Here is a 22,666-nt window from a genome sequence, read left to right as displayed (position 1 = left end):
TTATGATATTATCGCAGAAGCCAGTCAGAAGTGACAAAAAGCGGCTTCGCCTTCAGAACTGCTCGAAGTGAGCATCGTTATGAACCCGGGATACAAGGTAGGACAGTGGATGGACTGCGTCATCCTCAGATTCGGCGGCATCCAGTCAGGGAGTAACAACGTCTCGAATTCTTCAAGTGCTGTTTCTATCAAGGCTCCGAGCAGCGAATGGCTGAGCGGTGTCTGGGGACCGGACGATACAGATCATGAGATATATCTGATCATTCCTACTGAAGAGGATGAGTCTGCGGTCAAGTACACATTGAGCTTTGAAACGAATGGTGGCAGCGATATTTCACCTGTTTCAAAATTCGATGGAAGCGTGATCTCATTAGCCGATTACACGACGTCGAGGAGCGGATATACCTTTGACGGATGGTATGCAGATAAAGCTCTGACCGAAAAGATCACTTCTGTGACACTGGATAAAAACATGACTGTTTATGCCAAGTGGACAAAGGGATCAGGCGATGGCGGAACTGCGGGCGGCGGCTCTTCTTCCGATAAGACCACACCGTCATCACCTCAGACAGGTGATGACAGCAGCACGACGCTGCGGATCGTCCTGGCGTGCATCTCGCTGCTCGGTATGGCAGCTGCGATCTTTGGAAGAAAGCGTTTTAACGAATAGAGCAGGTAACAAGTATATAAGATAGTGAAATGCATTCGGGCAGGCACGGCATGTGTCTGCCCGTTTTTTGCAGTCTGCGGATTTTGCACATGGAAATCACAGGCGGCAGGTAGTATAATAGCGGTAACATGGTAACAACGTTTCAACAGGGAGGAAATCGCAATGAAAATACAGTTTTGCGGGGCGTCGTCAGGTGTGACGGGATCCTGCCATCTCATAACAACGGAAAAGCACAAGGTCCTGCTGGACTGCGGGCAGTTTCAGGGCGGAAAGGCGCAGGAAGCTCTCAATTATGAGGAGTTTCCGTTCGACCCGGCAGAAATCGAATACATGGTGCTTAGCCATGCCCATATAGACCACTGCGGCAGGATACCGCTCCTGATAAAGAGAGGATTCAAGGGCAGCATTTACTGCACAGACGCGACTGCGGATCTTCTGGACGTTATGCTCAAGGACAGCGGATACATACACGAAAAAGAAGCACAGTGGAAAAACAAGAAGAACGAGCGTGCGGGAAGACCTCTGGTGGAGCCGCTCTATACATATAATGACGCGGTGGATTCGCTGAAATACGTGAAGCCTGTGCTTTACGACCAGCTTATAGAACTCAACGACGAAATGAAAATAGTTTTCAATGACGCCGGACACATACTCGGATCTGCGATAACAGAGCTGTGGGTCACCGAGGGCGACAGCGTATCGAAGATAGTATTTTCGGGCGACCTTGGCGTAAAGGACAGGCCGATACTGAGAGATCCGACGATAATAAAGAAGGCGGACTACGTCATCATGGAGACGACATACGGCAACAGGCTGCATCCGAAGAATCCGCTGGATGTCAAGAAATTACTGGATATAATACGCGATACAGCGGAAAAAGGCGGAACGACCGTGATCCCGTCATTTGCAGTAGGCAGGACACAGGAACTGATATATGAGCTGAACAGAGTATATGAATCGAACAGCGAATACCACGAGGCTTTCAAAAATCTGAACGTATATGTCGACAGTCCTATGGCGACTACAGCGACTGAGGTTTTCAAGAAAAACGCGCAGGTTTTCGATGAAGAGACGAAAGAATACATTGCAAAGGGCGACAACCCTCTGGATTTCGAAAATCTCAAGTTCACCAGAACGAGCCAGGAATCCGTATGGCTCAATACTGATCCCGAGCCGAAGGTGATAATCTCGGCGAGCGGCATGTGCGACGCCGGCAGGATCAGACATCACCTTAAGCACAATCTGTGGAACAGAAAATCCAGCATAGTATTCGTAGGCTATCAGGCGGAAGGCACACTGGGAAGGATGCTCATAGACGGCGCGCAGGAAGTCACGCTGTTTGGCGACAAAGTGCAGGTAAATGCCAAGATCTATAATCTCCAGGGATTTTCAGGTCATGCGGACAGAGACGGTCTGCTTGAATGGCTCAAAGGCTTTCAAAAGGAGCCTAAGCACATATTCCTCGTACACGGAGAGATGGAGGCAAAGGAGGACTTTGCAAAGACCGTCGAAGAGGAGCTCGGATATCAGCCTGTAGTTGTCAGAGGAAATTCAGAATATGTGCTTGAAAAAGACGAGGTCGTTGATATGGCAGATGCCATGAGGGATGATGTCGACGTGGAGATGCTCAACGACGTCAGAACGAACCTTTACGATATACACAGAAGAATAGAGGATATACTGTACAATGCGAAGCTTGCTGTCGGTGAAGATATGTCTTCTGAAAAGCTGAGTCAGATAAACAATATGGTGCTTGAACTGGAGAAATCGACGATCAATCTCGGAGCTGCCGTCACTGATGATAAAATGACAGAGAATTCAGAGCGAAATCAGTGAAAAAAAGACATATAAATACCCTCAGAAACTAAAATTAGGACGAAAAAACTGCTTTAAAAATCCGGAGCATGTGTTAAAATGTAGACAGGTATTTAGTTAATATTATATTAGATAAAGGTGGAATAGAATGTCTGTTTTGAGCGGCATTAAGGAAAGCGTGCAGCAGGTCGCGGAGGCGATCAGTATTGCTGTCGGTCTGGAAGTTGAGATCGTGGACAATAGGCTGAGGATAATCGGCGGTACAGGTTACTATCACGGCCGTATCGGCAAAAAGGAAGAGGATGGCAACCTGGAGGGCAATTATCTCTATGCCAGAGTGCTGCGTACGGGAAAGACTCAGTACGTGGAGGACGCCCAGAACTTCAAGGGATACGATCAGCCGGTGGTCGGCAACACCAGACTCGGAGAGCTCGCTGAGATATGCACTCCGATAGTGCTCAAAGGAGAGATAATAGGGATCATAGGTCTCGTCGCTTTTACTGAAGATCAGAAACACATCATCAAGGACAAGCGCGAGAGCATGACCGTATTCGTCGAGAAAATGGCGGATCTCCTCTCTGCAAAGGCTGACCAGCAGGAGACGCTTGAGAATGTCGAGGTTTCCAGAGACGAGATGTCGATCGTTCTTGAAACAGCGCACGAAGGCATATTTGCACTCGATCAGAAAGGCTATGTCAAGCACTGCAACAACAGAGCCGCCGAACTGTTCGGTACGAACAAGGGCGATCTGATCGGCAAGCATATAAGCAAGATAATGCCTGGAAGCCCCGCGATAAAGGTCCTGGACACAGGCAGGGGATATACCGAGAACGAAGAGATCTTCAAGGTGGACGGCAGACAGCATCACTTTATCGTAACTGTGCAGCCCTTTTTATCCGGCGAGGAAATAGACGGAATAGTTATTTCCTTCAGGGATATTGAAGAAGCTCAGAAACTCGTGTATAATTTCAATACACGCAAGATAAAGAACACCGTTGATGATATAATAGGAACCAGCGAGAAGATAATGATAGCCAAGAAGCAGGCTCTGATCACGGCGAGAAGCAATTCGACGGTCCTGATCACGGGAGAGAGCGGTACGGGCAAGGAGATGTTCGCCAAGGCGATACACTACGCAAGCCCGAGAGAAGATAAACCGTTCATCACAGTGAACTGCGGGGCGATACCGGAGAACCTGCTGGAGAGTGAGCTTTTCGGATACGAGAAGGGCGCTTTCACAGGAGCCAGTGAAAAGGGCAAGGAAGGTAAATTCGAGCTCGCTGACGGCGGCACCATATTTCTGGATGAAATAGGAGATATGCCGCTGCACCTTCAGGTAAAGATACTGCACGTGCTTCAGAACATGAGATTCGATCGTGTCGGCGGCAGCAAGAGCATCATCGTGGATGTCAGAGTCATTGCTGCGACGAACAAGGATCTGGAGAAACTGATAGAGGAAGGAAGCTTCAGAGAGGATCTTTACTACAGACTGAGTGTAATACCCCTTTCGATCCCGCCTCTCAGGGAGCGAAAGGATGATATAAAACAGCTGATGTATCATTTTCTTAAAAAGTACAACAGCTTCATGAACAAAAAGATAGAACGATTTTCACCGGAAGTGGAAGAAATCTATACAAACCATGACTGGCCGGGAAACGTCAGAGAACTCGAAAATGCCGTTGAGTACGGCGCCAATATGGCGTTCGGCAACGTGATAGGCATAGATGAGGTTCCTGCACGTATCCTGAAGAAAGAAGAGGAAACGGTCAAGTTCAGGAATCTCGACAGGCCTCTCGCCGAGCAGGTCAAGCTCTTTGAAAAAGAGGTGATCATGAAAAAGCTCAGGCAGTACAACGGGGTGAAGGAAACTGTCGCCAGAGATCTTGGTCTTTCCCGGGCTACCCTTTACAGGAAGCTCGCTGAACTGGATATAAATTAATTTTTATAAATAATAAATTATGGAGGTTTGTTATGTTAAGAGAAGCATTACCTAAAATCGTTACAGGAACATTACCTGGTCCTAAAGCTAAGGCACTCATGGACAGAAGAGCTGCAGCAGTTCCTAATGGTATCGGAACAGCTTACAAAGCAGTTATCGAAAGAGGCGAAGGCGCTATGTTCGAAGACGTTGACGGAAACATCTTCCTCGACTGGATCGGCGGCGTAGGCGTATTAAACATCGGATACAGCAATCCTGAGTGTATCGCAGCTGTAAAAGAACAGGCAGACAAGTTCTTCCACTCAATGTTCAACATCACTACACACGAAGGATATGTTGCACTTGCTGAACAGATGAACAGACTGGTTCCTGTAAAGGGAGACAAGAAAAAGACTATGTTCGTATGCTCAGGTTCAGAAGCAGACGAAAACGCAGTTAAAATTGCAAGAAGCTATACAGGAAGACCTAACATCATCGTATTCACAGGCGCATTCCACGGAAGAACTTCTCTTACAATGACAATGACTGCTAAGAAAGCTTACGCAGTTGGCATGGGACCTTTCCCTGACGGCGTTTACAGAGCTGAGTTCCCTAACCTCTACAGAGCTCCTGGTCACATGACTGAAGAAGAAGCTATCGCTTACTATGTAAAGAAGCTCGAAGAAGTATTCATCGAAGCTACTCCATATGATGCATGCGCAGCTATCGTATTCGAACCTGTACAGGGCGAAGGCGGATTCGTTCCGGCTCCTATCGAATGGGTAAAAGCAGTTAGAAAGATCTGTGACGAACACGGAATCCTGATGATCTGTGACGAAGTACAGTGCGGATGGGCTAGAAGCGGTAAGATGTTCGCATCCCAGTACTTTGCAGAAGCAGGCGCAGCTCCTGACATCATGTCAACAGCTAAGTCGATCGCAGGCGGACTTCCATTATCAGCAGTAACTGCAAGAGCTGAGATCATGGATGCAGTTCCTGGCGGAACTATCGGCGGAACTTACGGCGCTAACGCTGTATCAGCAGCATCAGCTCTGAAGGTTGTTGAAGTTATGGAAAGAGATGACTATCCTGCAAAGGCTATGCACATCGCAGACGTTGCAACAAAGGCATTCAACGAATGGAAAGAAAAGTATGAATGCGTTGGCGATGTAAGAGGTCTCGGCGCAATGATCGGTATCGAGTTCGTAAAAGACAAGGCTTCAAAAGAACCGGATGCAGCACTCGTAGGCGCTATCGTTCAGGAAGCTATGAACAACGGACTTATGCTCGAAGCAGCTGGTACTTACGGAAACGTTATCAGATTCCTCTGCCCTCTGTGCGTAACTGATGCACAGCTGAACGCAGGTCTGGAAATCCTTGAAAACGCTATCAAGACTTGCTCAAAATAAGCAAAGCTGAAAACTGTTAAACAGTGATTTCAAAGCAGCGGTGCAGATTGCATCGCTGCTTTTTTTCGAAGAGGATCCGGATCCAAAGTGGTAACAAAGTATTGTTTCAAAATATGCGCGTGTTTTCTGTACTGCGCGCAGGTCATAAGTAATAGTAATATTCAGAGAAAGAGAATTTGATATGCAGCTAGATCTGACAAAAGGTTCAGTCACAAAAGGCATGCTCATGTTTGCACTGCCTATGATATGCAGCAATCTGCTGCAGCAGCTTTACAATATCGTAGATACGCTCATAGTCGGCCGTTTTATCGGGACAGGAGCTCTGGCAGCAGTGGGATCGGCATATACGCTGATGACATTCATCATCTCCATACTGCTCGGAATGTGCATGGGCAGCGGAGCGATATTTTCGATAAGATTCGGAGAAAAGCGCTGGGCTCATCTGAGGGCGAACATATTCACTTCATTCGTGATGATCGCCTTTTTTTCTGCTGTGCTCAATATCCTGTCATTTGTGATGATCGATGCGATAATGCGTTTCATCTCTGTACCTGATGAAGTCTACAGTCTCATGCGTGAATATCTGCTGGTGGTCTTCTGCGGGATATTCGCGAGCTTTCTGTATAATTTTTTCGCATCGCTGCTGAGAGCGGTGGGAAATTCGATGATGCCGCTGGTTTTTCTGGGGGTTTCTGCAGTCCTGAACATCGCGCTGGATCTTGTATTCGTGCTTGGCTTTGATATGGGAGTAGGTGGAGCGGCACTGGCAACGGTGATCTCACAGTGGATCGCAGGGGCGGGAATGATGCTCTATACTCTTGTAAAGTGCCCGGAGCTGAGGCCTCAGCGAAAGGATATGAAGATCACGGCAGCAGGCCTGGGCGAGATCACAGGTGCTTCAGTACTGACATGCCTGCAGCAGTCCATGATGAATCTGGGCATACTGATGGTCCAGGGACTTGTGAACAGCTTTGGAACGGCAGTGATGGCCGCTTTTGCCGCAGCCGTGAAGATAGATGCATTCGCATACATGCCTCTGCAGGATTTCGGGAATGCATTTTCGACATTCACAGCACAGAACTACGGTGCGCGTGAAGAGGAAAGGATAAGAAAAGGAATACGCTCGGCACTTTGCAGTATGCTGATCTTTTCCGCGGTGATCTCGACGTGTGTGCTTATTTTTGCAAAGCCGCTGCTGATGATCTTCATAAGAGGCAGCGAGACGGAGATCTTATCGATCGGAGTGACATATCTGCATGTGGTAGGGGCGTTTTACTTCGGGATAGGCGGACTGTTCATGCTGTACGGCCTTTACCGTGCACTCAACAGACCGGGAATGTCGCTTGTCCTGACGGTGATATCACTCGGGAGCAGAGTCTGCCTGGCATACATGCTTTCTGCACTTCCGGCAGTCGGACTGATCGGTATCTGGTGGGCAGTTCCGATCGGATGGATACTGGCAGACACGACGGGAGTGATATATTACCTGAAGATAAAAAAATCAGTTCATCAGGAAACCCTTGTCTGAGAGAGCGGCTTTGATACGCTCGAAGCTCTGGCTGTCACGGCAGCCGATGCTGTGCAGATGCACACCTCCGGTAAGAGAGCTTATGGGCGCTGAATTGTTTTCATGTTCGACTTTATCTACAAACACATCCACATCATATCTTGATGAAAGGTCGAGCTTTGCCGTGAGCTCGCCGTATATTGCATGTTCGATCCTTACGTCTATGACTGTTGCTCCGAAGTCGACGATCGTGTAAAGCTCGTCGCGCATCTCTTCAGTCGTATGTCTGCATGCGATGATCCCTGTGAAAGGAAAGGCGGTATCATTTTCGGGGATATTCATTATATATCCCTTCGGAGTTGCCAGGATATCCAGGCCTGAAGCTCTGAGGATGGCGACATCTCCGACGATTATCTGACGGCTGACTGACAGGCGGTTTGCGAAATAGTTCGCAGTCACCGGTCCGGAAGCGCCCTCAAGCTCTTTCTTTATGACATCTCTGCGTTTTGCAGCTGATATTTCTTTACTGTTGCCGTTTTTCTTTGTAGTCATCCATGCGCCTCCTTTTCAGCAGTCATCGGTACACCTGCAGACAAGTGCGATTTTCTATGAAAACATAATAGCATAATATGGATTTACAGGCAAACAGGAAATAAATATATACAATTATATTGATAAGTGTATATACACCTGTTAAAATCATATGGCAGGCTAAATCTGATGAAAAGAAGAAAGGAGTGTACCGTATCCGCGCATGAATGCGGCATCGCATGCAGCTGCGGCACGGTGCAGAAGACATGGAAGGGAAAGAAACAACAGTCAAGAAGGAAAGTTTTTTTAAACGCAAGGATATCGAGATATCGGTAAAACGCTATCTGCAGGATGCGCTGTCCGCTATGGCGCTGGGTCTGTTCGGATCGCTGCTGATAGGTGTTATCTTTGATACTATAGGCGTGCAGACGGCAAATCTGTTCGGAGACAACGTGATATCCGCGTTTTGCGTAGAGGTCGGAGCACAGGCGAAGACTTATATGGGTGCGGCTATCGGCGTGGCTGTGGCATGGAGCCTCAAAAGTCCGCCGCTAGTACTGTTTACGAGTGTCGTGACAGGAATGATGGGCGCCAGCATGACAGGCTTCGGCATAGAAGTGGCAGGAGGCCCTGCGGGAGCGTTCCTGGCAGTTGCGGTAGGCGCCGAATTCGGAAAGATGGTTTCAAAGGAAACAAAAGTTGACATACTGGTGACTCCTGCGGTAACATTGATATCGGGAGCGATAGTTGCCAAACTGGTGGGACCGGCTATAGGCTGGTGCATGCTGAGACTGGGAGATCTGATCATGACAGCGACGGAATGGCAGCCGTTCGTTTTCGGAATAGTTATATCGGTAATAGTAGGACTTGTACTGACCGCACCTATTTCAAGTGCGGCACTGTGTATCATGCTGGATCTCAGCGGTCTGGCGGCAGGTGCGGCGACGGTAGGATGCTGTGCTCAGATGGTAGGCTTTGCAGTTGCCAGCTATAAGGAAAACGGTGTGGGAGGTCTGGTGGCACAGGGACTTGGAACGTCCATGCTGCAGGTTTCCAATATCATAAAGAATCCGTGGATCCTGCTTCCGGCAACGCTGTCGGGAGCAATAATAGGGCCGATTTCGACGTGCGTGTTCAAGATGACGAACATTCCTGTAGGCGCGGGAATGGGAACATCCGGACTCGTAGGGCAGATCGGAACATTCAATTCGATGGGATTCTCATTCGACACACTGTGGAAGGTACTGCTGCTCCAGATCGTGCTGCCGGCGGTACTCACGATCATCATAGACAAGTTCATGCGAAAGACCGGTAAGATCAAAGACGGAGATTACAAACTGGAGTTATGATATGAACAGGCAAATCTGGGAAAAGGCAGTTGATTTTCACGGACATACGTGCGGAGGACTCGCTCTGGGAGTGAGAGCCGCGATGGAGGCGCAGAAGCGATTCGGCAGGGAACGCTGCGGTGATGAAGAGATCGTATGCATCACGGAAAACGATGCATGCGGAGTAGACGGCATACAGTCGGTGCTCGGGTGTACGCTGGGAAAAGGCAATCTCATCTATTACGGCACAGGCAAATTCGCATTCAATTTCTTTGACAGGAGCACAGGAGACAGCTTCCGGCTCATGGCAAAGGACAAGAAGGCAGGCCTGCACGGCAGCGAATACATAGAATACGTGCTGACGGCGCCTCTGGAAGAAGTCTTCGATACAGGAAAGCCAAGGGTCGCACTTCCGGAAAAAGCCAGATCTCTCAGATCTGTCAAGTGCAGTATATGCGGAGAAGCGGCGGCAGAGACGAAGATGCGCGTGCATGACGGCAAGCCTGTATGCATAGAATGCTTCAGCAGTTATGACAGAGGATGGAAACATCTGTAGATGGAGGAGATCATGAGAGTAGCAGTCGTAGACGGACAGGGCGGAGGAATAGGCAGGGCCATCGTTGAGAAGGTCAAGAAAGTTTTTCCGGAGCTCGAGGTGGTGGCGCTCGGCACTAATTCAGTGGCCACAGGGCAGATGCTCAAGGCAGGCGCAGATGACGGTGCAACGGGCGAAAACGCCATAATACATAATATGCAGCATGTCGATATCGTTATGGGCGTAGTAGGAATAATAAATGCCAATTCGATGATGGGAGAGATGTCTCCGGCGATGGCGTCAGCGATAGGCGGAAGCCATACGTACAAGATACTGCTTCCGATAAACCGCTGCCACATACATATCGTCAGCGTAGAAGAGCTGTCTGTCAGCGGTCATGTCGACAATGCCGTGAAAGCGCTCGGCCATTTCCTGAAAACAAAGTCGTTTTAGGGTTTAAGGATATGTAAATACCGGCATAACACCGGCCGAACGCCGGTGAGCCATCAGGTACGGACGCGCATATAGCGCGCGGGCATAGATATGAGAATATAAAAGCGATATAAAGGTCAAATCAAAAACAGCGATAGCTAATGTACAAACTTTCAAAAGCTAGATCAGAAATCTAACGATCGGGGGGCGTACAGTGGCATCGCTGTTTTTTGCGCGCCATACGGCGGCGTTCTGTTAAAATTTCGCAGTTTTATATCAGATCCCTGAATTTGAATGTCGACTTGCCGCTGGCATAATCAGCGACGATCTGGCCGTTGCCGGCGAGGCGGTACTTGTATGTCACGAGTCCGTCCAGACCTACAGGACCGCGGGCGTGTATCTTGCCGGTGCTGATGCCGACCTCAGCGCCGAAGCCGTATCTGAACCCATCGGCGAATCTGGTGGAGCAGTTGAGGTATACTCCTGCGGAGTCGACGAGCGACATGAATTTTTCGGCTGAATCTTTGTCTTCTGTTATGATACAGTCGGTGTGATGTGAGCCATATCTGTTTATATGCTCGATCGCTTCGTCTATATCATTCACGATCTTGACAGTGAGTATGTAGTCGAGGTATTCCGTCTCGTAGTCCTCGTCAGTCGCAGGCTCACACTGGATCAGGCCCATCGAGGCCGCGTCGCAGCGGTACTTGATCCTGCTGCCGGATGCGTCTGCGAGAAGCGGTATCAGCACGTCCGCGATATCCTTGTGCACCAGCAGTGTTTCTGCCGCATTGCATGCAGCTACATACTGAGTCTTGGAGTCGATGATGATCGGGATCGCCTTTTCGATGCTGGCCGCGCCGTCGACATACACGTGGCATATGCCGTCAGCGTGACCCATCACAGGGATCTTTGAATTTTCCATGATATACTGAACGAACTGGTTCGAACCTCTCGGTATGAGCAGGTCGACATAGTCGTGGCATTTGAGCAGCTCGCCGATCTCAGCTCTGTCCTCGATGAGGACTGCGAAATGCTCAGGAAGTCCTGCCTTGATGCATGCGTCATAGATCACGTCGAAGAGTGCTCTGTTCGTGTGTTTCGCTTCGCTGCCGCCCTTGAGGATGATGCAGTTGCCGCTCTTTATACAGAGAGACGCGATCTGCACCAGCGCATCAGGTCTCGATTCGAAGATGACGCCGATCACGCCGATAGGGCATGTCACCTTTGTCAGCACGAGATCATCGTCGAGTTCACGCTTCAGCAGCTCTCTGAAAAGCGGATCTTCCAGGTCGATGAGGTCGTATATGCCTGTCACGCACGTGGAAAGCTTGTGGTCGTCGAACTTCAGCCTGTTTACGATCGGGTCGGCAAGGGAGCTTTCTTTTGCAGCTGCGAGGTCTCTCTCATTTGCTTTGAAGATCTCGGCCTTGTTTGCCGTCAGCGCCTTTGCGACCGCCTCCAGCGCACTGTTTCTCGTATCTTCGCTGAGCGACGCCATCGTAAAACTGTCACCTTTTACTTGTTTGATACTGTCGATAAAATCCATGTGATTTTTCCTTTCATAAATTCCTGATAAACGATTTGATAAAATCTCTGATAAACTGATTTATTTCCATATGGTTTTTCCTGTCGTGATCCTCCAGCACGATGAATCCGCTGCTGTATGAAGGATAGATCGCGAAATCTTCGCGAGGCAGCCCGGCGGCGTCCAGATCCGCGATAACGAGCCCCGAGTCCCGGATGACCGGAAACTTTATATGAAAATCCGAATCCCTGCGGCTGAACCTGATCTCCGCAGGATAATCACCGAAGCTGAAACCCGTGTAGTCGAACGGCTCAGCGCGCTGACTGCCGCTCACCGTCATGATGGATCCCGAGATCCCGATCTTTTCCACATTCAGTCCGCATACCGGGAAACCCAGATGGAACATCGCCTTGTGAAAATCCGTCTTGCTCACGACTTTGAGCAGCCTGGCAAGCTGCAGCACGTCATCGCTGTTGTGCAGCAGGATCTTCCTGCAAAGCTCAGGATCGCCGGTCTTCTCATAGCGGTCATAAAGCTCCACGCTCTCGGCTCCGGAGATCTCATCGGCCCTGTTCGACCACAGCCCCATGTAGCTTTCCACGGTCTTCTGCTTGAGATTGGGAACGAATTTTTTGATCGGCGAGTGGCCGTTGACGACGAGGTAAAGATCCAGATCGTACGGCGTGCAGCTTCCTGCGGAAAACCGCTGCAGTCTCCTGTTGATGAACGGCATGTCGAAGTGTCTGCCGTTGTACGTTATCACCATGTCGAGTCCCGAGACTTTTTCTGCAAAGTCTTCAAGCACCTGGCGCTCCTCGCCGCGGTTCTCTGCAAAATACTGATGCATCGTCATGGTCTGCAGGTCGAGCAGGCCGCCGAGTATGAACTTGTTGCGCGCAGGATTCAGCCCTGTCGTTTCTATGTCGAGGACTCCGATACGCATGCCGCTGAAGTAAAAATCCAGCAGGCTGCTGGTGTAAAGGGGGCCCTCGTACTTCATAGTCAAATGTTTCATAATGCCTATTATAACAAGAGCGTGTGTTAAAATAAAGAAAAAATGCATAAAGCGGATTTCAATGATTTTTCAATCTTTGATGGTATAATATCAGCTGTGGAGGTGTCGAAATGAGACTTTTGCTCGTAGAAGATGAAAAAAGGATGGCGCAGGCCCTGTGCGAGATACTGCGCTTTGAAATTACGATGTTGATCATTATGAAGACGGTATAAGCGGTCTGGCTGCCGCAGAGAGCGGCGTTTACGATATGATGATACTGGATGTCATGCTGCCGGGAATGAACGGCTATGAGATCGCCAGACTGAGTGAAAAGGAGTACCGGATACTGGAATATATGATATCGAACAGAGTACAGATACTTACACGAGAGCAGTTCGCGGTCAAGATCTGGGGATTCGAAAGTGATGCGGAGTACAACAACGTAGAGGTATATATGTCGTTCACGAGAAAGAAGCTGGCGTTTGTCGGATCGGAGACGGTGATAAAGGCTGTCCGCGGTGTAGGCTATGAACTGAGGTACGGTGATGTTTAAAAAATCGAGAAAGAAAATCGTTGCATCTATAATGTCCATACTCGTGCTGCTGTGGGCAGGAACGCTGGGAATGATATATGCGTCAAGCTATTTTGAGATGTCCAGGCAGAATGAACGTATGCTGGAGGCTCATTCTGATATGTATACGCTTCCGGATGAGGAGGCCGATATGCCGCCTGAAAGGCCTGAACCGGGCGACAGTGCGCCGGGCGACGGGGAGCCGGGATTCACGGATTCTCCGAGATTCATGATGGCGAATTTCTACACGGTAGCGCTGTCAGATGGCGGAGAAGTGCTTGCGATCAGCAACGAGTCTCCGACGGTCTACAGTGATGACGAGCTGGAAGCTCTGGCGAAGAGCATAGCGGACAGCGGAACGCAGAAGGGAAGCGAGGGGAATCTTGCTTTTTACGCTGCAGACAAGGGCAGATATACGCTGGTGACATTCATGGACAATACGGTCATCAATGAAAGCGCAGCCACGCTGCTCAGATATACGTTTATTTTCGGAGGAGCCGCGCTGATCGTATTTTTCTTTATTTCACTGTTTCTGGCGAAGAATATAGTGAGGCCGCTGGAGGAAAGCTACAGGAAACAGAAGCAGTTCATCTCGGATGCCGGGCATGAGCTGAAGACTCCGGTATCTGTCGTGAATGCCAACGCCGAACTGCTGGCGAGAGAGCTTGGAGAAAATCAGTGGCTCAGCAATATCCAGCATGAGAACGAGCGTATGGGAGTGCTGGTAACACAGCTTCTGGAGCTCGCGCGGGCGGAAAACGTGCAGCCGCAGATGGAAAGACTGGATCTCAGTCACCTGGTATGCGGTGAGGTGCTGCCTTTTGAAAGCGTCGCGTTCGAGGCCGGTCTGCTGATAGAAAGCAGGATACAGGAAGGGATACTGACAGAGGGCAGCAGCGCAGAGCTGAAACAGCTTGTATCGATACTGGTCGATAATGCCATACGTCACGGCAGCGCAGGCGGGAATGTGTCTGTAAGCCTTTCAAAAGAGCACGGTGATGCAGTGCTTTCGGTGACAAACGCAGGCGACGAGATACCTGAAGAACAGCGGGAGCAGATATTCGAACGCTTTTATCGCGCTGATGAATCGAGGAACAGCGGGAGCGGCCATTACGGACTGGGGCTTGCGATAGCAAAGGCGATCGCTGATTCGCACCGGGGCAGCATAAAAGTGCTTTGTCATGACGGACTCGTGGAATTTCGCGTGCAGCTGCCGGCAGAATGATATGAACGGTGAGGCATACGAGACAAGGCCGGCATACCGGCATAAAAAAATTTCATATTTCAATAAAACTTCAATCTTCCTTCTGTATGATGATGATATCGGAATACAGGAGGTTTTTTCATGAGGAGGAATACGAGATGAAATACAGGCACGAATGGAAACACGAGATAAGCCATATCGACATGCTGATACTCAGGCAGAGGCTTTCCGCGGTGATGAAGCGCGACGGGCATGCGACAGGCGGACGGTATATGATACGGAGCCTGTATTTTGACAATATGTATGACAAGGCGCTCAGGGAAAAGATAGACGGTGTGGATCGCCGCGAGAAATTCCGTATAAGGTATTACGATCTGGATGATTCAGTCATACATATTGAAAAGAAAAGCAAGGTGAACGGACTGTGCATGAAAGAACGTGCAAGGCTGACAAAAAGCCAGGCGCAGGCTCTTTCCGAAGGAAACTGCGAGTGGATGCGGGGCAGCAGCATACCGCTTGTCGGAGAGCTTTACAGCAAGATAAAGAGCCAGGGACTGATGCCGAAAACTATCGTGGATTACACCAGGGAGCCGTTCGTATATGCCCCGGGGAATGTACGCGTGACTATCGACTATAACATCAGGACGGGACTCAGATGCACGGATTTTCTCGATCCGGGATGCATAACCGTTCCGGCAGGAGATGCTCCGGCGATACTGGAAGTCAAATGGGATGAATATCTGCCGGATGTGATATGCGACGCAGTGCAGATACCGGGGTGCCGGTCAGGCGCGTTTTCCAAATATGCCGCATGCAGGATATACGGCTGACAGGACAATGGGGCCTCAGGTCAGATACATTCAAGTGAAAAATAAAGGAGATAATAAATCATGACGTTCAATGACATTTTCAAATCGAGTTTTCTGGAGCACATAACAAGCGTGAGCATACTGGATATGGCGCTCGCGCTCGCGCTGGCTTTCGGGCTGGGCATGTTCATTTTCCTGGTCTACAAGAAGACATACCAGGGAGTGATGTATTCGTCGAGCTTCGGGACGACGCTGGTCGCGCTCACGATGATAACGACAGTCGTGATAATCGCTGTGACTTCAAATGTGGTGCTTTCTCTCGGCATGGTCGGCGCGCTGTCCATAGTTCGTTTCCGTACGGCGATAAAAGAGCCGCTTGATATCGCATTCCTGTTCTGGTCCATCGCGGCAGGCATAGTGCTGGCTGCAGGAATGATACCGCTTGCTGTTATTGGCAGCGTTATCATAGGGGTCATGCTGCTCGTGATGGTGAACAGAAAATCGCACTGCAATCCGTACATCGTGGTACTTTCCTGCACCGATCCCGAGGCTGAAAGGAACGCGCTGGCTTTCCTCGAGGAAAACGTGCAGAAGTGCGTCGTGAAGAGCAAGTCAGCCCAGAAAGGGATGATAGAGCTGAATCTTGAGATACGTATGAAGGATGACAGTACTGCTTTTATCGGCGACATAGCAGATATGACGGGAGTGAACAGTGCGGTGCTGGTCAGTTACAATGGTGAGTACTGGGGGCTGTATCTCGCAGTGGAAGGCGTGGAGGATGCTTTTTTGCAGCGTAATTACGGCAGCAGCTACGGGGAGCTTTACAAGCCCGACAGTTCCGGTATGGGAGGCGGCCGCGGCAATGGCGGCGAATTCGATATGGGGGATTTGCCTGATGAAGCCGGAGACGTGGAGCAGGAGAATAACCCCGATGCGGGCGACGGGCAGCCTCCGGATGGTGGCATACCTGATGCTCCGTCAGGATTTTCAAAGGATGATGCCGGTGATATGGGCAGCCCTCCTCAGGATATGGAAAGCGCAGACGATGGCGGTGCCGGGACATTCCCGGGCGAGCAGGGAGCTATGCAGGCCCCGGATGAAGGAGGTGCCGGTGGAGGCATGGGCAGCAGTGATGATGTGCTGCTGAAATATATAGACGATGATATCGACAGCTATCCGAATATATTCGACAATGCGAAGACAGATGCATCAGACAGCGATATGAACAGGCTGATAAAGTCGCTGAAAAAGCTTTCAGGCGGTGAAGATATTGAAGATGCGGTAGATGTAGAGGAAGTTATAAAATATTTCGCAGTGCATGACTTCGTACTGAATTTTGACAGCTACACAGGGTCGATGATCCACAACTATTATCTTTATGAAAATGACGGGCAGATGCAGATGATACCGTGGGATTACAATCTGGCATTCGGCGGGTTCGTATCTGCGGAAAGCGCAGAGTCGCTGGTCAATTATCCGATAGATTCGCCGGTTTCAGGCGGAAGTATGGAAGACAGACCGATGATAGCATGGATATTTGAAAATGAAGAGTATACCGAGCTGTATCACGAGTATCTGGCGCAGTTTATCGACGAATATTTTAATGGCGGATATTTCGAAACGATGATCGATGATGTTGTTTCTATGATATCGCCGTATGTTGAAAAGGATCCTACGAAATTCTGCAGCTATGAGGAGTTTCAGACGGGCGTGGAAACGCTGAAGGAGTTCTGTCTGCTGCGTGCGCAGAGTGTGAGGCTGCAGCTTGACGGTGAGATCGGATCGACTTCGGATACGCAGGAAAGCAGCACGCTGGTGGATGCCGGTGATCTCAAGATCAGTGATATGGGAACGATGAATGCTTCCGAACGCAGTGATCAGAATATTGATGCTGCAAAGCCGCAGGATGGTGCAAATGCTGGATGGGATACGAATACTGAGGCAAACGAAAATGCTGATACCGGGCAGGTGCCGGATCCTGCCGGCGGCAGTGGGGAAATGCAGGTCGCAAACGATATGGATCAGCCTCCAGGGGAAAGCGATATGCAGGAGATACATGAGCAAGAAAAAACGGAAGGATCAGAAATGCAAAACTCGCTGTCAGCGGCTTCATGGATATGGCTTGCGGTAAGTGCAGCGGTGCTTGCGGCAGGTCTGGTGGCGGCTGCTGTTTATAGAAGGCGGCGGTATAAAAAACAATGATACAGATTCTGCCTGAATGGAGCAAAATCGGCTGATGGAGCTATATGAGGCGGATCGATATATGTTTCAGAATCGATTATTTATATACAAAAACAAAAGAGACTGGTTTAGTCTCTTTTGTTAAAAGGGGTATTGGGATTAGAGATTAATGAGGCTATCAGGGGGATAACCTCAGCTAAATTATAAGTTACTTAATGAAAAAATGCAAGTAAAAGTCGAAAAAAATTCAAGAATACTGCTTCATGATGTTTTTTGTTTGTAAATGTCGAGTGAAACAGATATAAAACGCGCTTCCACGACTATATAATTTAACTGTCAGAGGGGAAACCCATGCAGCAGATTATTGTAATAAATTATGGAGGAATGAAAATGGAAGTTTTGAAAGTATCAGCTAGGTCAAATCCTAATTCAGTAGCAGGTGCATTAGCTGGAGTTTTAAGGGAAAAAGGAGGAGCAGAGATACAGGCGATAGGTGCAGGAGCATTGAATCAGGCCGTGAAAGCGATAGCTATCGCAAGAGGGTTCGTCGCCCCCGGAGGTATCGATCTCGTTTCAGTGCCGGCATTTACGGATATAGAGATCGAGGGAGAAGAGCGGACTGCGATAAAACTGATCGTAGAGCCGAGATAACAGACGGCAGAATTTCGAACTTAGAAACAAATCAGAAAACAGAAGAAAGCGCAGGGAGCTTTTTCCTGCAGGAAGACTGATAGCAAGGCCCGTTCCGTGAATGGATGCGGGCTTTTTTGTACGAAAAAATGCTTGCCAAATTATCGGGGGGTATATCATATTTCTGTATTTAAAATTCGTTCTAATACGGAAATGGAAGGATTTTCGAACGAAAGAAAAAGGATAAGGGATTGAGACAAAGCAATTATTTCATGATCAAAAAAGAAAGGAAGAAGCAATGAACGAAAGCACGAAAACTAAAAAAGCCCTTCGCGGCAGTCTCTTTGCATTGTTCTTATGCATCGTGCTGCTGATCGGAACGACATTCGCATGGTTCACAGACACTGCGAGCACAGGCGTGAACAAGATCCAGTCAGGCAGACTGGATGTAGGTCTGGAAATGAAGGACAATGATGGTAAATGGGTCAATGCAGAAGGAAAGACATTACAGTTCAAAGTTAATAAAACGATTCCGGCAGAAGGAACACAGATTCTCTGGGAGCCTGGATGTACATATGAACTCCCGGCACTCCGTGTTGTGAACAACGGCAACCTTGCACTCAAGTACAAAATCCAGATAACAGGGATCCAGGGCGATGAAGAACTGAATAAAGTAATTGACTGGACATACAGTGTTAGCGGAGAAGCGGTTGCTTCTCTGGACACCGAGCGTCATCTGGCTGCGAAGATCGGCGATAATGATGTATTTGATACTTTAACGATCCAGGGCCACATGAGAGAAGAAGCCGGCAATGAATATCAGGACAAGGCTATCGATGGAGTGAGCATCACAGTTATCGCTACACAGGATACTGTTGAGAATGACAGCTTTGGTAATACATATGATGCAAATGCTGCATACCCTGTTGTAGCTAAAGATCAGAATGAAGTAAACGATATAATCAAGAATGCTACAGACAAGAAGGCTACCATTACGATTCCTGCAAAAAAGACGATCACTCTCGATAACGGCATTGCAAACGAAAGAGATAAATCGCGTGACATCACATTCGTTGGTGATGGTACCCAGACGGTCGATGTTATTACAAATGCCATTAGCGCAGAAGGCGGTCAGCTGAACTACCAGCGCGGTTCATCATTTACATTTGAGAACCTCAACATTCAGGCGGGCGAAGGCAGCTTCGACGGTATCGTCTGCGATGAGCTGACATACAAAAACTGCACTATCAAGGGCAAGCTGACTCTGTACGGCAAGGCTACATTCATCAACTGCAAATTTGACAACACAATGGACAACCAGTATTCCATCTGGACCTGGGGCGGCACGGATGTGACATTTAAGGGCTGTACATTCAACACAAATGGCAAGGCGATCCTGCTTTATGGACAGGCTACTGCAGCAAAGCCTACAAATCTTGTTGTGAACAACTGCACTTTCAATGACCGCAGCAACGGTACTGCCGGTAAAGCTGCTGTTGAAGTCGGCAACGATTACAACGCTACTTATACGCTGACGATCAATAACGCAACTGTCAACGGCTTCGCTGACGGCAAAAACACCGGTTCCAAGCTGTGGGCAAACAAGAACAGCATGGATGCAGCGCATCTCACCGTTACGATCGATGGGAAAAAGATCCAGTAATTGTTAGTTGATCTGCACAGCTTTAACAGAAAAATGAAAGATGATCCTCGTTCGATGCGGGGATCATTTTTACGTCCGGCATAAACGGCGGATACCATGCATCCGGCATGTCGCTACCCCTTTACCTTTTACGGCTATTGTTGTATAATTTTCAAGTCGGCAGAGCTTAACGCCGGCAGGAGGCGGATGAAAAAATGGAACAGTTGAAAAATCATATCCTGGATAGCAGGAAAATAGTTATAAAAATAGGAAGCAACGTCCTTTCAGATAAAGACGGGGCCGTCAACAAAGCGGTCATACATAACATAGTCGAACAGGTCAATTTCCTCATGGAAATGGGCAAGCAGGTGATACTCGTATCATCGGGAGCCGGCATCTGCGGAGTCGGAGCGATCAACAAATGGAGCAGGCGCGGCGATATCAACTACAAGCAGGCGCTGTGCGCCATCGGACAGGTCGAGCTGCTGATGGCATACAAGGAATATTTCGGCGACTACGATATACACGTGGCACAGATGCTGCTCACGAGAGATGATTTCGACGACAATCACAGGACGCTGAACATAAGGAACACGATGTTCACGCTGATAGACGAGGGCGTCGTGCCGATCATCAACGAAAACGACAGCGTGTGCGTAGAAGAGATCAAGATCGGAGACAATGACACACTGGCGGCACTCACCGCGATACTGTGGAACGCTGATCTGATGATAATACTCAGCGATATAGACGGCGTGTTCGACAAGGATCCTAAGGCCTGCGAGGACGCGAAGCTGATAGAGACCGTGGAAAGCGCAGAAAAGCTGCTGTCTTCGATCAGCATCGGAGAAAAGAGTTCGTTCGGCACCGGCGGCATCAAGACCAAGATAGAAGCCGCGTCAAAGGTCAACAAATTCGGTATCCCGATGATACTTCTGAATGGATCCGAAAAGAATATCATCAAAGACAGCATCGAAGGGAACGGCAGAGGAACGCTGTTCCTCGGAACGATAAACAAATAGAGCCACAGGCGGATCAGAGGTATATATCATGAAAAAAATAGGATTTATAGGCATAGGAAATATGGGCGGCGCTATCCTCGCAGGATATGCGCAGTCGGAAAACTCAAAGAATGTGGAGCTTCTGGCATTCGACATGAACAGCGAGCTTTGCAGCAGCACGAAGGAAAAGATCCCGCAGCTTGAGCTTTGCAGCAGCGGCAGCGAGCTTTGCAAAATAGCAGACACTGTGATCATAGGCGTGAAGCCGCAGGTGATAGGCGGAGTGCTCGAGGAGATCGCAGGCTCGTATGACAGCAGCAAGACTGTGATTTCCATGGCAGCAGGTATCAGCATCGAAAAGGTGCAGCGTTATCTCGGAGACGGTGCGAAGATAATAAGGATAATGCCGAATACTCCGGCAAAGGTCGGAGAAGCAATGGTCGCAATGTGCCGCAATGACAATGTCAGCGATGAGATATTCGATGAGGCGACAGAGATATTCGCGGGGATAGGAAGAGCCGAGCACATCGATGAAAGTCTGATAGACTGCGTGATCGGAGTGAGCGGCAGCAGCCCTGCGTACACGTACATGTATATCCAGGCGCTGATCGAGGCGGCGGCAGCAAACGGCATGGACGAGCAGAAGGCGAGAGTGTTCGCGGCGCAGTCGGTGCTCGGAGCAGCCAGGATGGTGCTGGAAAGCAGCGAGTCAGTCGAACAGCTGAGGATAAACGTATGCTCGCCTAACGGCACCACTATCGAAGCGGTCGACAGGCTCTTTGCAAACGGGTTCATGGACGACGTCAAGGAAGGATTCCAGGCGGCTGTGGACAGATCCATAGAGATGGGGAAGGAAGAATAATGATTTTTGAAGAAAAGAAGATCGCCAGCGAAAGGATATACGAGGGAGCTATCCTCAATGTCAGACGCGACGAGGTGACCGCTGTCAAAGGCCACGCGTACAGGGAGATAATAGAGCATAACGGCGCAGTGGCGATGATCGCGATAAAGGATGACGGCAATGTCATCATGGTGAGCCAGTACAGGTATGCATGCGGCAGAGCGGTGCTCGAGATCCCTGCGGGCAAGATCGACAAAGGCGAGACAGATCCTGCACAGGTGGCGGCTCGCGAACTTAGGGAAGAGACCGGCTACACAGCAGGGAACATAAAGTATCTTGGCAAGATAAATCCGAGTGTGGCGTATTCGGAAGAAGTGATATATATCTACGCGATGACGGATCTCACGCCGGGTGAACAGGACCTCGACGACGATGAGGCGCTCGACGTTGTCGAGTATCCGTTCGGAGAGATCTACGAAATGGCGGCGCAGGGAAAGCTGATCGATGCGAAGACGGTAGCCGGGCTGCTGATGGCTAAAGAGCAGCTGCGTGACATACTGCTTCCGTGACACAGCCTGTGAAGATAAGGAAAGCGGCGGCAGACAGTATAATGAGCAGACCTTTCATCTCCTGATGAGGTCTGTTTTTTTTGAGCACTTCAGACGAGGAACCGTAAAATGCGGTGACCGTCAGTGCTATGAAGGCAGGTATGATAAAGAGGTTCGGCGGCAGTATGTTGAACAGCGACAGCGATACGGCGTTGTCGGCGTTTACATATATCAGACCGTTGCAGAAGCCGACTGCAAAGCTCTTGAACCAGAGTATCACAGGTGGGAGCGGGCTGAGGTATCTGCTGAGTATAGCTGCCAGCGCGGCTGCGGCAGGTATGAGATTTGATATAAGTGCAGACACGAGCATTTTGAAAAAGCCTGCGGACGGATCTGAAAAGCTGCAGATCAGCAGAGAAAACAGATACGAATTGTTTTCCTCCGCAAGGTTCATGCTGAAAAAAAGCCCTGTGAACAGGCCTGTCGTAAAAATGAAAACAAATATCGGTATAAGTTTTTTCATATGTATATCCTCTCTTTTTCCGGCAGCGTCACTGCGGTCCGAAAACCGG

Annotated in this window: 21 protein-coding genes and 1 pseudogene; 18 read left to right on the top strand and 4 right to left on the bottom strand. The window is 49.2% G+C overall.

Annotation, left to right across the window (positions count from 1 at the left end):
• Positions 1–79 precede the first annotated feature (79 nt).
• From OCV59_RS04150 to OCV59_RS04130, 5 genes are all read left to right on the top strand, one after another.
• Positions 80–670 (top strand): InlB B-repeat-containing protein, encoded by a 591-nt coding sequence (locus tag OCV59_RS04150; protein WP_147593312.1) that lies wholly within the window; start codon positions 80–82, stop codon positions 668–670.
• Positions 671–832: 162 nt separating this feature from the next.
• Positions 833–2,506 carry an MBL fold metallo-hydrolase RNA specificity domain-containing protein gene (locus OCV59_RS04145; protein WP_147593249.1) on the top strand — a complete coding sequence of 558 codons (1,674 nt, stop codon included), beginning with the start codon at positions 833–835 and terminating at the stop codon, positions 2,504–2,506.
• A gap of 127 nt (positions 2,507–2,633) precedes the next feature.
• Positions 2,634–4,424 carry a sigma 54-interacting transcriptional regulator gene (locus tag OCV59_RS04140; protein ID WP_147593248.1) on the top strand — a complete coding sequence of 597 codons (1,791 nt, stop codon included), beginning with the start codon at positions 2,634–2,636 and terminating at the stop codon, positions 4,422–4,424.
• Between the two features lie 32 nt (positions 4,425–4,456).
• Positions 4,457–5,812: an aspartate aminotransferase family protein gene (locus OCV59_RS04135; RefSeq protein ID WP_147593247.1), complete on the top strand. Its 1,356-nt coding sequence runs from the start codon at positions 4,457–4,459 to the stop codon at positions 5,810–5,812.
• Between the two features lie 181 nt (positions 5,813–5,993).
• Complete coding sequence (locus OCV59_RS04130) at positions 5,994–7,340, top strand: MATE family efflux transporter (protein WP_147593246.1); 1,347 nt, start codon at positions 5,994–5,996, stop codon at positions 7,338–7,340.
• Here OCV59_RS04130 and OCV59_RS04125 read toward each other — a convergent pair.
• Positions 7,314–7,871, bottom strand: coding sequence for a transcription repressor NadR (locus OCV59_RS04125; RefSeq protein ID WP_147593245.1), 558 nt, complete (start codon positions 7,869–7,871; stop codon positions 7,314–7,316). The genes OCV59_RS04130 and OCV59_RS04125 overlap by 27 nt on opposite strands.
• A gap of 245 nt (positions 7,872–8,116) precedes the next feature.
• Here OCV59_RS04125 and OCV59_RS04120 point away from each other — a divergent pair, with 245 nt between their 5' ends.
• Genes OCV59_RS04120 through OCV59_RS04110 form a run of 3 tightly spaced genes read left to right on the top strand, consistent with a single transcriptional unit; the run spans position 8,117 to position 10,166 of the window.
• Complete coding sequence (locus OCV59_RS04120) at positions 8,117–9,199, top strand: PTS transporter subunit IIC (protein WP_147593244.1); 1,083 nt, start codon at positions 8,117–8,119, stop codon at positions 9,197–9,199.
• 1 nt (position 9,200) lies between these two features.
• Positions 9,201–9,734 carry an FmdE family protein gene (locus tag OCV59_RS04115; RefSeq protein WP_147593243.1) on the top strand — a complete coding sequence of 178 codons (534 nt, stop codon included), beginning with the start codon at positions 9,201–9,203 and terminating at the stop codon, positions 9,732–9,734.
• 12 nt (positions 9,735–9,746) lie between these two features.
• Positions 9,747–10,166 carry a DUF3842 family protein gene (locus OCV59_RS04110; RefSeq protein WP_147593242.1) on the top strand — a complete coding sequence of 140 codons (420 nt, stop codon included), beginning with the start codon at positions 9,747–9,749 and terminating at the stop codon, positions 10,164–10,166.
• A 250-nt stretch (positions 10,167–10,416) separates the two neighbouring features.
• On the opposite strand, the gene OCV59_RS04105 is transcribed toward OCV59_RS04110, so the two are convergent.
• Both OCV59_RS04105 and OCV59_RS04100 read right to left on the bottom strand, forming a co-directional pair.
• Positions 10,417–11,694, bottom strand: coding sequence for a glutamate-5-semialdehyde dehydrogenase (locus OCV59_RS04105; RefSeq protein ID WP_147593241.1), 1,278 nt, complete (start codon positions 11,692–11,694; stop codon positions 10,417–10,419).
• Between the two features lie 13 nt (positions 11,695–11,707).
• Positions 11,708–12,688: a ribonuclease H-like domain-containing protein gene (locus OCV59_RS04100; RefSeq protein ID WP_262584103.1), complete on the bottom strand. Its 981-nt coding sequence runs from the start codon at positions 12,686–12,688 to the stop codon at positions 11,708–11,710.
• 247 nt (positions 12,689–12,935) lie between these two features.
• On the opposite strand from OCV59_RS04100, the gene OCV59_RS04095 reads away from it, so the two are divergent.
• From OCV59_RS04095 to OCV59_RS04050, 10 genes and pseudogenes are all read left to right on the top strand, one after another.
• Positions 12,936–13,220 (top strand): winged helix-turn-helix domain-containing protein, encoded by a 285-nt coding sequence (locus OCV59_RS04095; protein ID WP_317239804.1) that lies wholly within the window; start codon positions 12,936–12,938, stop codon positions 13,218–13,220.
• Positions 13,213–14,463, top strand: coding sequence for a sensor histidine kinase (locus OCV59_RS04090; RefSeq protein ID WP_147593239.1), 1,251 nt, complete (start codon positions 13,213–13,215; stop codon positions 14,461–14,463). Before OCV59_RS04095 ends, OCV59_RS04090 begins: the two co-directional genes overlap by 8 nt.
• 137 nt (positions 14,464–14,600) lie before the next feature.
• Positions 14,601–15,272, top strand: a complete 672-nt coding sequence (locus OCV59_RS04085; protein ID WP_147593238.1) for a polyphosphate polymerase domain-containing protein — start codon at positions 14,601–14,603, stop codon at positions 15,270–15,272.
• A 60-nt stretch (positions 15,273–15,332) separates the two neighbouring features.
• Positions 15,333–16,103: pseudogene (locus OCV59_RS04080) on the top strand (DUF4956 domain-containing protein); the annotation flags it as partial.
• Positions 16,095–17,453, top strand: a complete 1,359-nt coding sequence (locus OCV59_RS04075) for a CotH kinase family protein (protein ID WP_317239835.1) — start codon at positions 16,095–16,097, stop codon at positions 17,451–17,453. The pseudogene OCV59_RS04080 and the gene OCV59_RS04075, both read left to right, overlap by 9 nt.
• Before the next feature lie 369 nt (positions 17,454–17,822).
• Positions 17,823–18,083 (top strand): stage V sporulation protein S, encoded by a 261-nt coding sequence (locus tag OCV59_RS04070; RefSeq protein ID WP_147593236.1) that lies wholly within the window; start codon positions 17,823–17,825, stop codon positions 18,081–18,083.
• Between the two features lie 277 nt (positions 18,084–18,360).
• Positions 18,361–19,725 (top strand): right-handed parallel beta-helix repeat-containing protein, encoded by a 1,365-nt coding sequence (locus tag OCV59_RS04065; RefSeq protein ID WP_147593235.1) that lies wholly within the window; start codon positions 18,361–18,363, stop codon positions 19,723–19,725.
• Between the two features lie 194 nt (positions 19,726–19,919).
• Entirely contained in the window at positions 19,920–20,726 is an 807-nt protein-coding gene (gene proB / locus OCV59_RS04060; RefSeq protein WP_262584102.1) for a glutamate 5-kinase, read from the top strand.
• 28 nt (positions 20,727–20,754) lie between these two features.
• Positions 20,755–21,567, top strand: a complete 813-nt coding sequence (gene proC, locus OCV59_RS04055; protein ID WP_147593234.1) for a pyrroline-5-carboxylate reductase — start codon at positions 20,755–20,757, stop codon at positions 21,565–21,567.
• Positions 21,567–22,115 (top strand): NUDIX domain-containing protein, encoded by a 549-nt coding sequence (locus OCV59_RS04050; protein WP_147593233.1) that lies wholly within the window; start codon positions 21,567–21,569, stop codon positions 22,113–22,115. The genes proC and OCV59_RS04050 overlap by 1 nt, the downstream gene beginning before the upstream one ends.
• Here OCV59_RS04050 and OCV59_RS04045 read toward each other — a convergent pair.
• Positions 22,081–22,617 carry a stage II sporulation protein M gene (locus OCV59_RS04045; protein WP_147593232.1) on the bottom strand — a complete coding sequence of 179 codons (537 nt, stop codon included), beginning with the start codon at positions 22,615–22,617 and terminating at the stop codon, positions 22,081–22,083. The genes OCV59_RS04050 and OCV59_RS04045 overlap by 35 nt on opposite strands.
• Positions 22,618–22,666: the final 49 nt, after the last annotated feature.

Origin of the sequence: Brotomerdimonas butyrica (assembly GCF_025567305.1) — a bacterium.
Taxonomy (GTDB): domain Bacteria; phylum Bacillota; class Clostridia; order Peptostreptococcales; family Anaerovoracaceae; genus Lentihominibacter; species Lentihominibacter butyricus.
This window is presented reverse-complemented; position numbering and strand designations above follow the sequence as displayed.

What these genes read in the sequence shown, in the direction of transcription:
- OCV59_RS04150 (WP_147593312.1), top strand. Translation starts at nt 80, where the DNA reads ATGAACCCGGGATACAAGGTAGGACAGTGGATGGACTGCGTCATCCTC.
- OCV59_RS04145 (WP_147593249.1), top strand. Translation starts at nt 833, where the DNA reads ATGAAAATACAGTTTTGCGGGGCGTCGTCAGGTGTGACGGGATCCTGC.
- OCV59_RS04140 (WP_147593248.1), top strand. Translation starts at nt 2,634, where the DNA reads ATGTCTGTTTTGAGCGGCATTAAGGAAAGCGTGCAGCAGGTCGCGGAG.
- OCV59_RS04135 (WP_147593247.1), top strand. Translation starts at nt 4,457, where the DNA reads ATGTTAAGAGAAGCATTACCTAAAATCGTTACAGGAACATTACCTGGT.
- OCV59_RS04130 (WP_147593246.1), top strand. Translation starts at nt 5,994, where the DNA reads ATGCAGCTAGATCTGACAAAAGGTTCAGTCACAAAAGGCATGCTCATG.
- OCV59_RS04125 (WP_147593245.1), bottom strand. Translation starts at nt 7,871, where the DNA reads ATGACTACAAAGAAAAACGGCAACAGTAAAGAAATATCAGCTGCAAAA.
- OCV59_RS04120 (WP_147593244.1), top strand. Translation starts at nt 8,117, where the DNA reads ATGGAAGGGAAAGAAACAACAGTCAAGAAGGAAAGTTTTTTTAAACGC.
- OCV59_RS04115 (WP_147593243.1), top strand. Translation starts at nt 9,201, where the DNA reads ATGAACAGGCAAATCTGGGAAAAGGCAGTTGATTTTCACGGACATACG.
- OCV59_RS04110 (WP_147593242.1), top strand. Translation starts at nt 9,747, where the DNA reads ATGAGAGTAGCAGTCGTAGACGGACAGGGCGGAGGAATAGGCAGGGCC.
- OCV59_RS04105 (WP_147593241.1), bottom strand. Translation starts at nt 11,694, where the DNA reads ATGGATTTTATCGACAGTATCAAACAAGTAAAAGGTGACAGTTTTACG.
- OCV59_RS04100 (WP_262584103.1), bottom strand. Translation starts at nt 12,688, where the DNA reads ATGAAACATTTGACTATGAAGTACGAGGGCCCCCTTTACACCAGCAGC.
- OCV59_RS04095 (WP_317239804.1), top strand. Translation starts at nt 12,936, where the DNA reads ATGATGATACTGGATGTCATGCTGCCGGGAATGAACGGCTATGAGATC.
- OCV59_RS04090 (WP_147593239.1), top strand. Translation starts at nt 13,213, where the DNA reads ATGTTTAAAAAATCGAGAAAGAAAATCGTTGCATCTATAATGTCCATA.
- OCV59_RS04085 (WP_147593238.1), top strand. Translation starts at nt 14,601, where the DNA reads ATGAAATACAGGCACGAATGGAAACACGAGATAAGCCATATCGACATG.
- OCV59_RS04075 (WP_317239835.1), top strand. Translation starts at nt 16,095, where the DNA reads ATGGGAGGCGGCCGCGGCAATGGCGGCGAATTCGATATGGGGGATTTG.
- OCV59_RS04070 (WP_147593236.1), top strand. Translation starts at nt 17,823, where the DNA reads ATGGAAGTTTTGAAAGTATCAGCTAGGTCAAATCCTAATTCAGTAGCA.
- OCV59_RS04065 (WP_147593235.1), top strand. Translation starts at nt 18,361, where the DNA reads ATGAACGAAAGCACGAAAACTAAAAAAGCCCTTCGCGGCAGTCTCTTT.
- proB (WP_262584102.1), top strand. Translation starts at nt 19,920, where the DNA reads ATGGAACAGTTGAAAAATCATATCCTGGATAGCAGGAAAATAGTTATA.
- proC (WP_147593234.1), top strand. Translation starts at nt 20,755, where the DNA reads ATGAAAAAAATAGGATTTATAGGCATAGGAAATATGGGCGGCGCTATC.
- OCV59_RS04050 (WP_147593233.1), top strand. Translation starts at nt 21,567, where the DNA reads ATGATTTTTGAAGAAAAGAAGATCGCCAGCGAAAGGATATACGAGGGA.
- OCV59_RS04045 (WP_147593232.1), bottom strand. Translation starts at nt 22,617, where the DNA reads ATGAAAAAACTTATACCGATATTTGTTTTCATTTTTACGACAGGCCTG.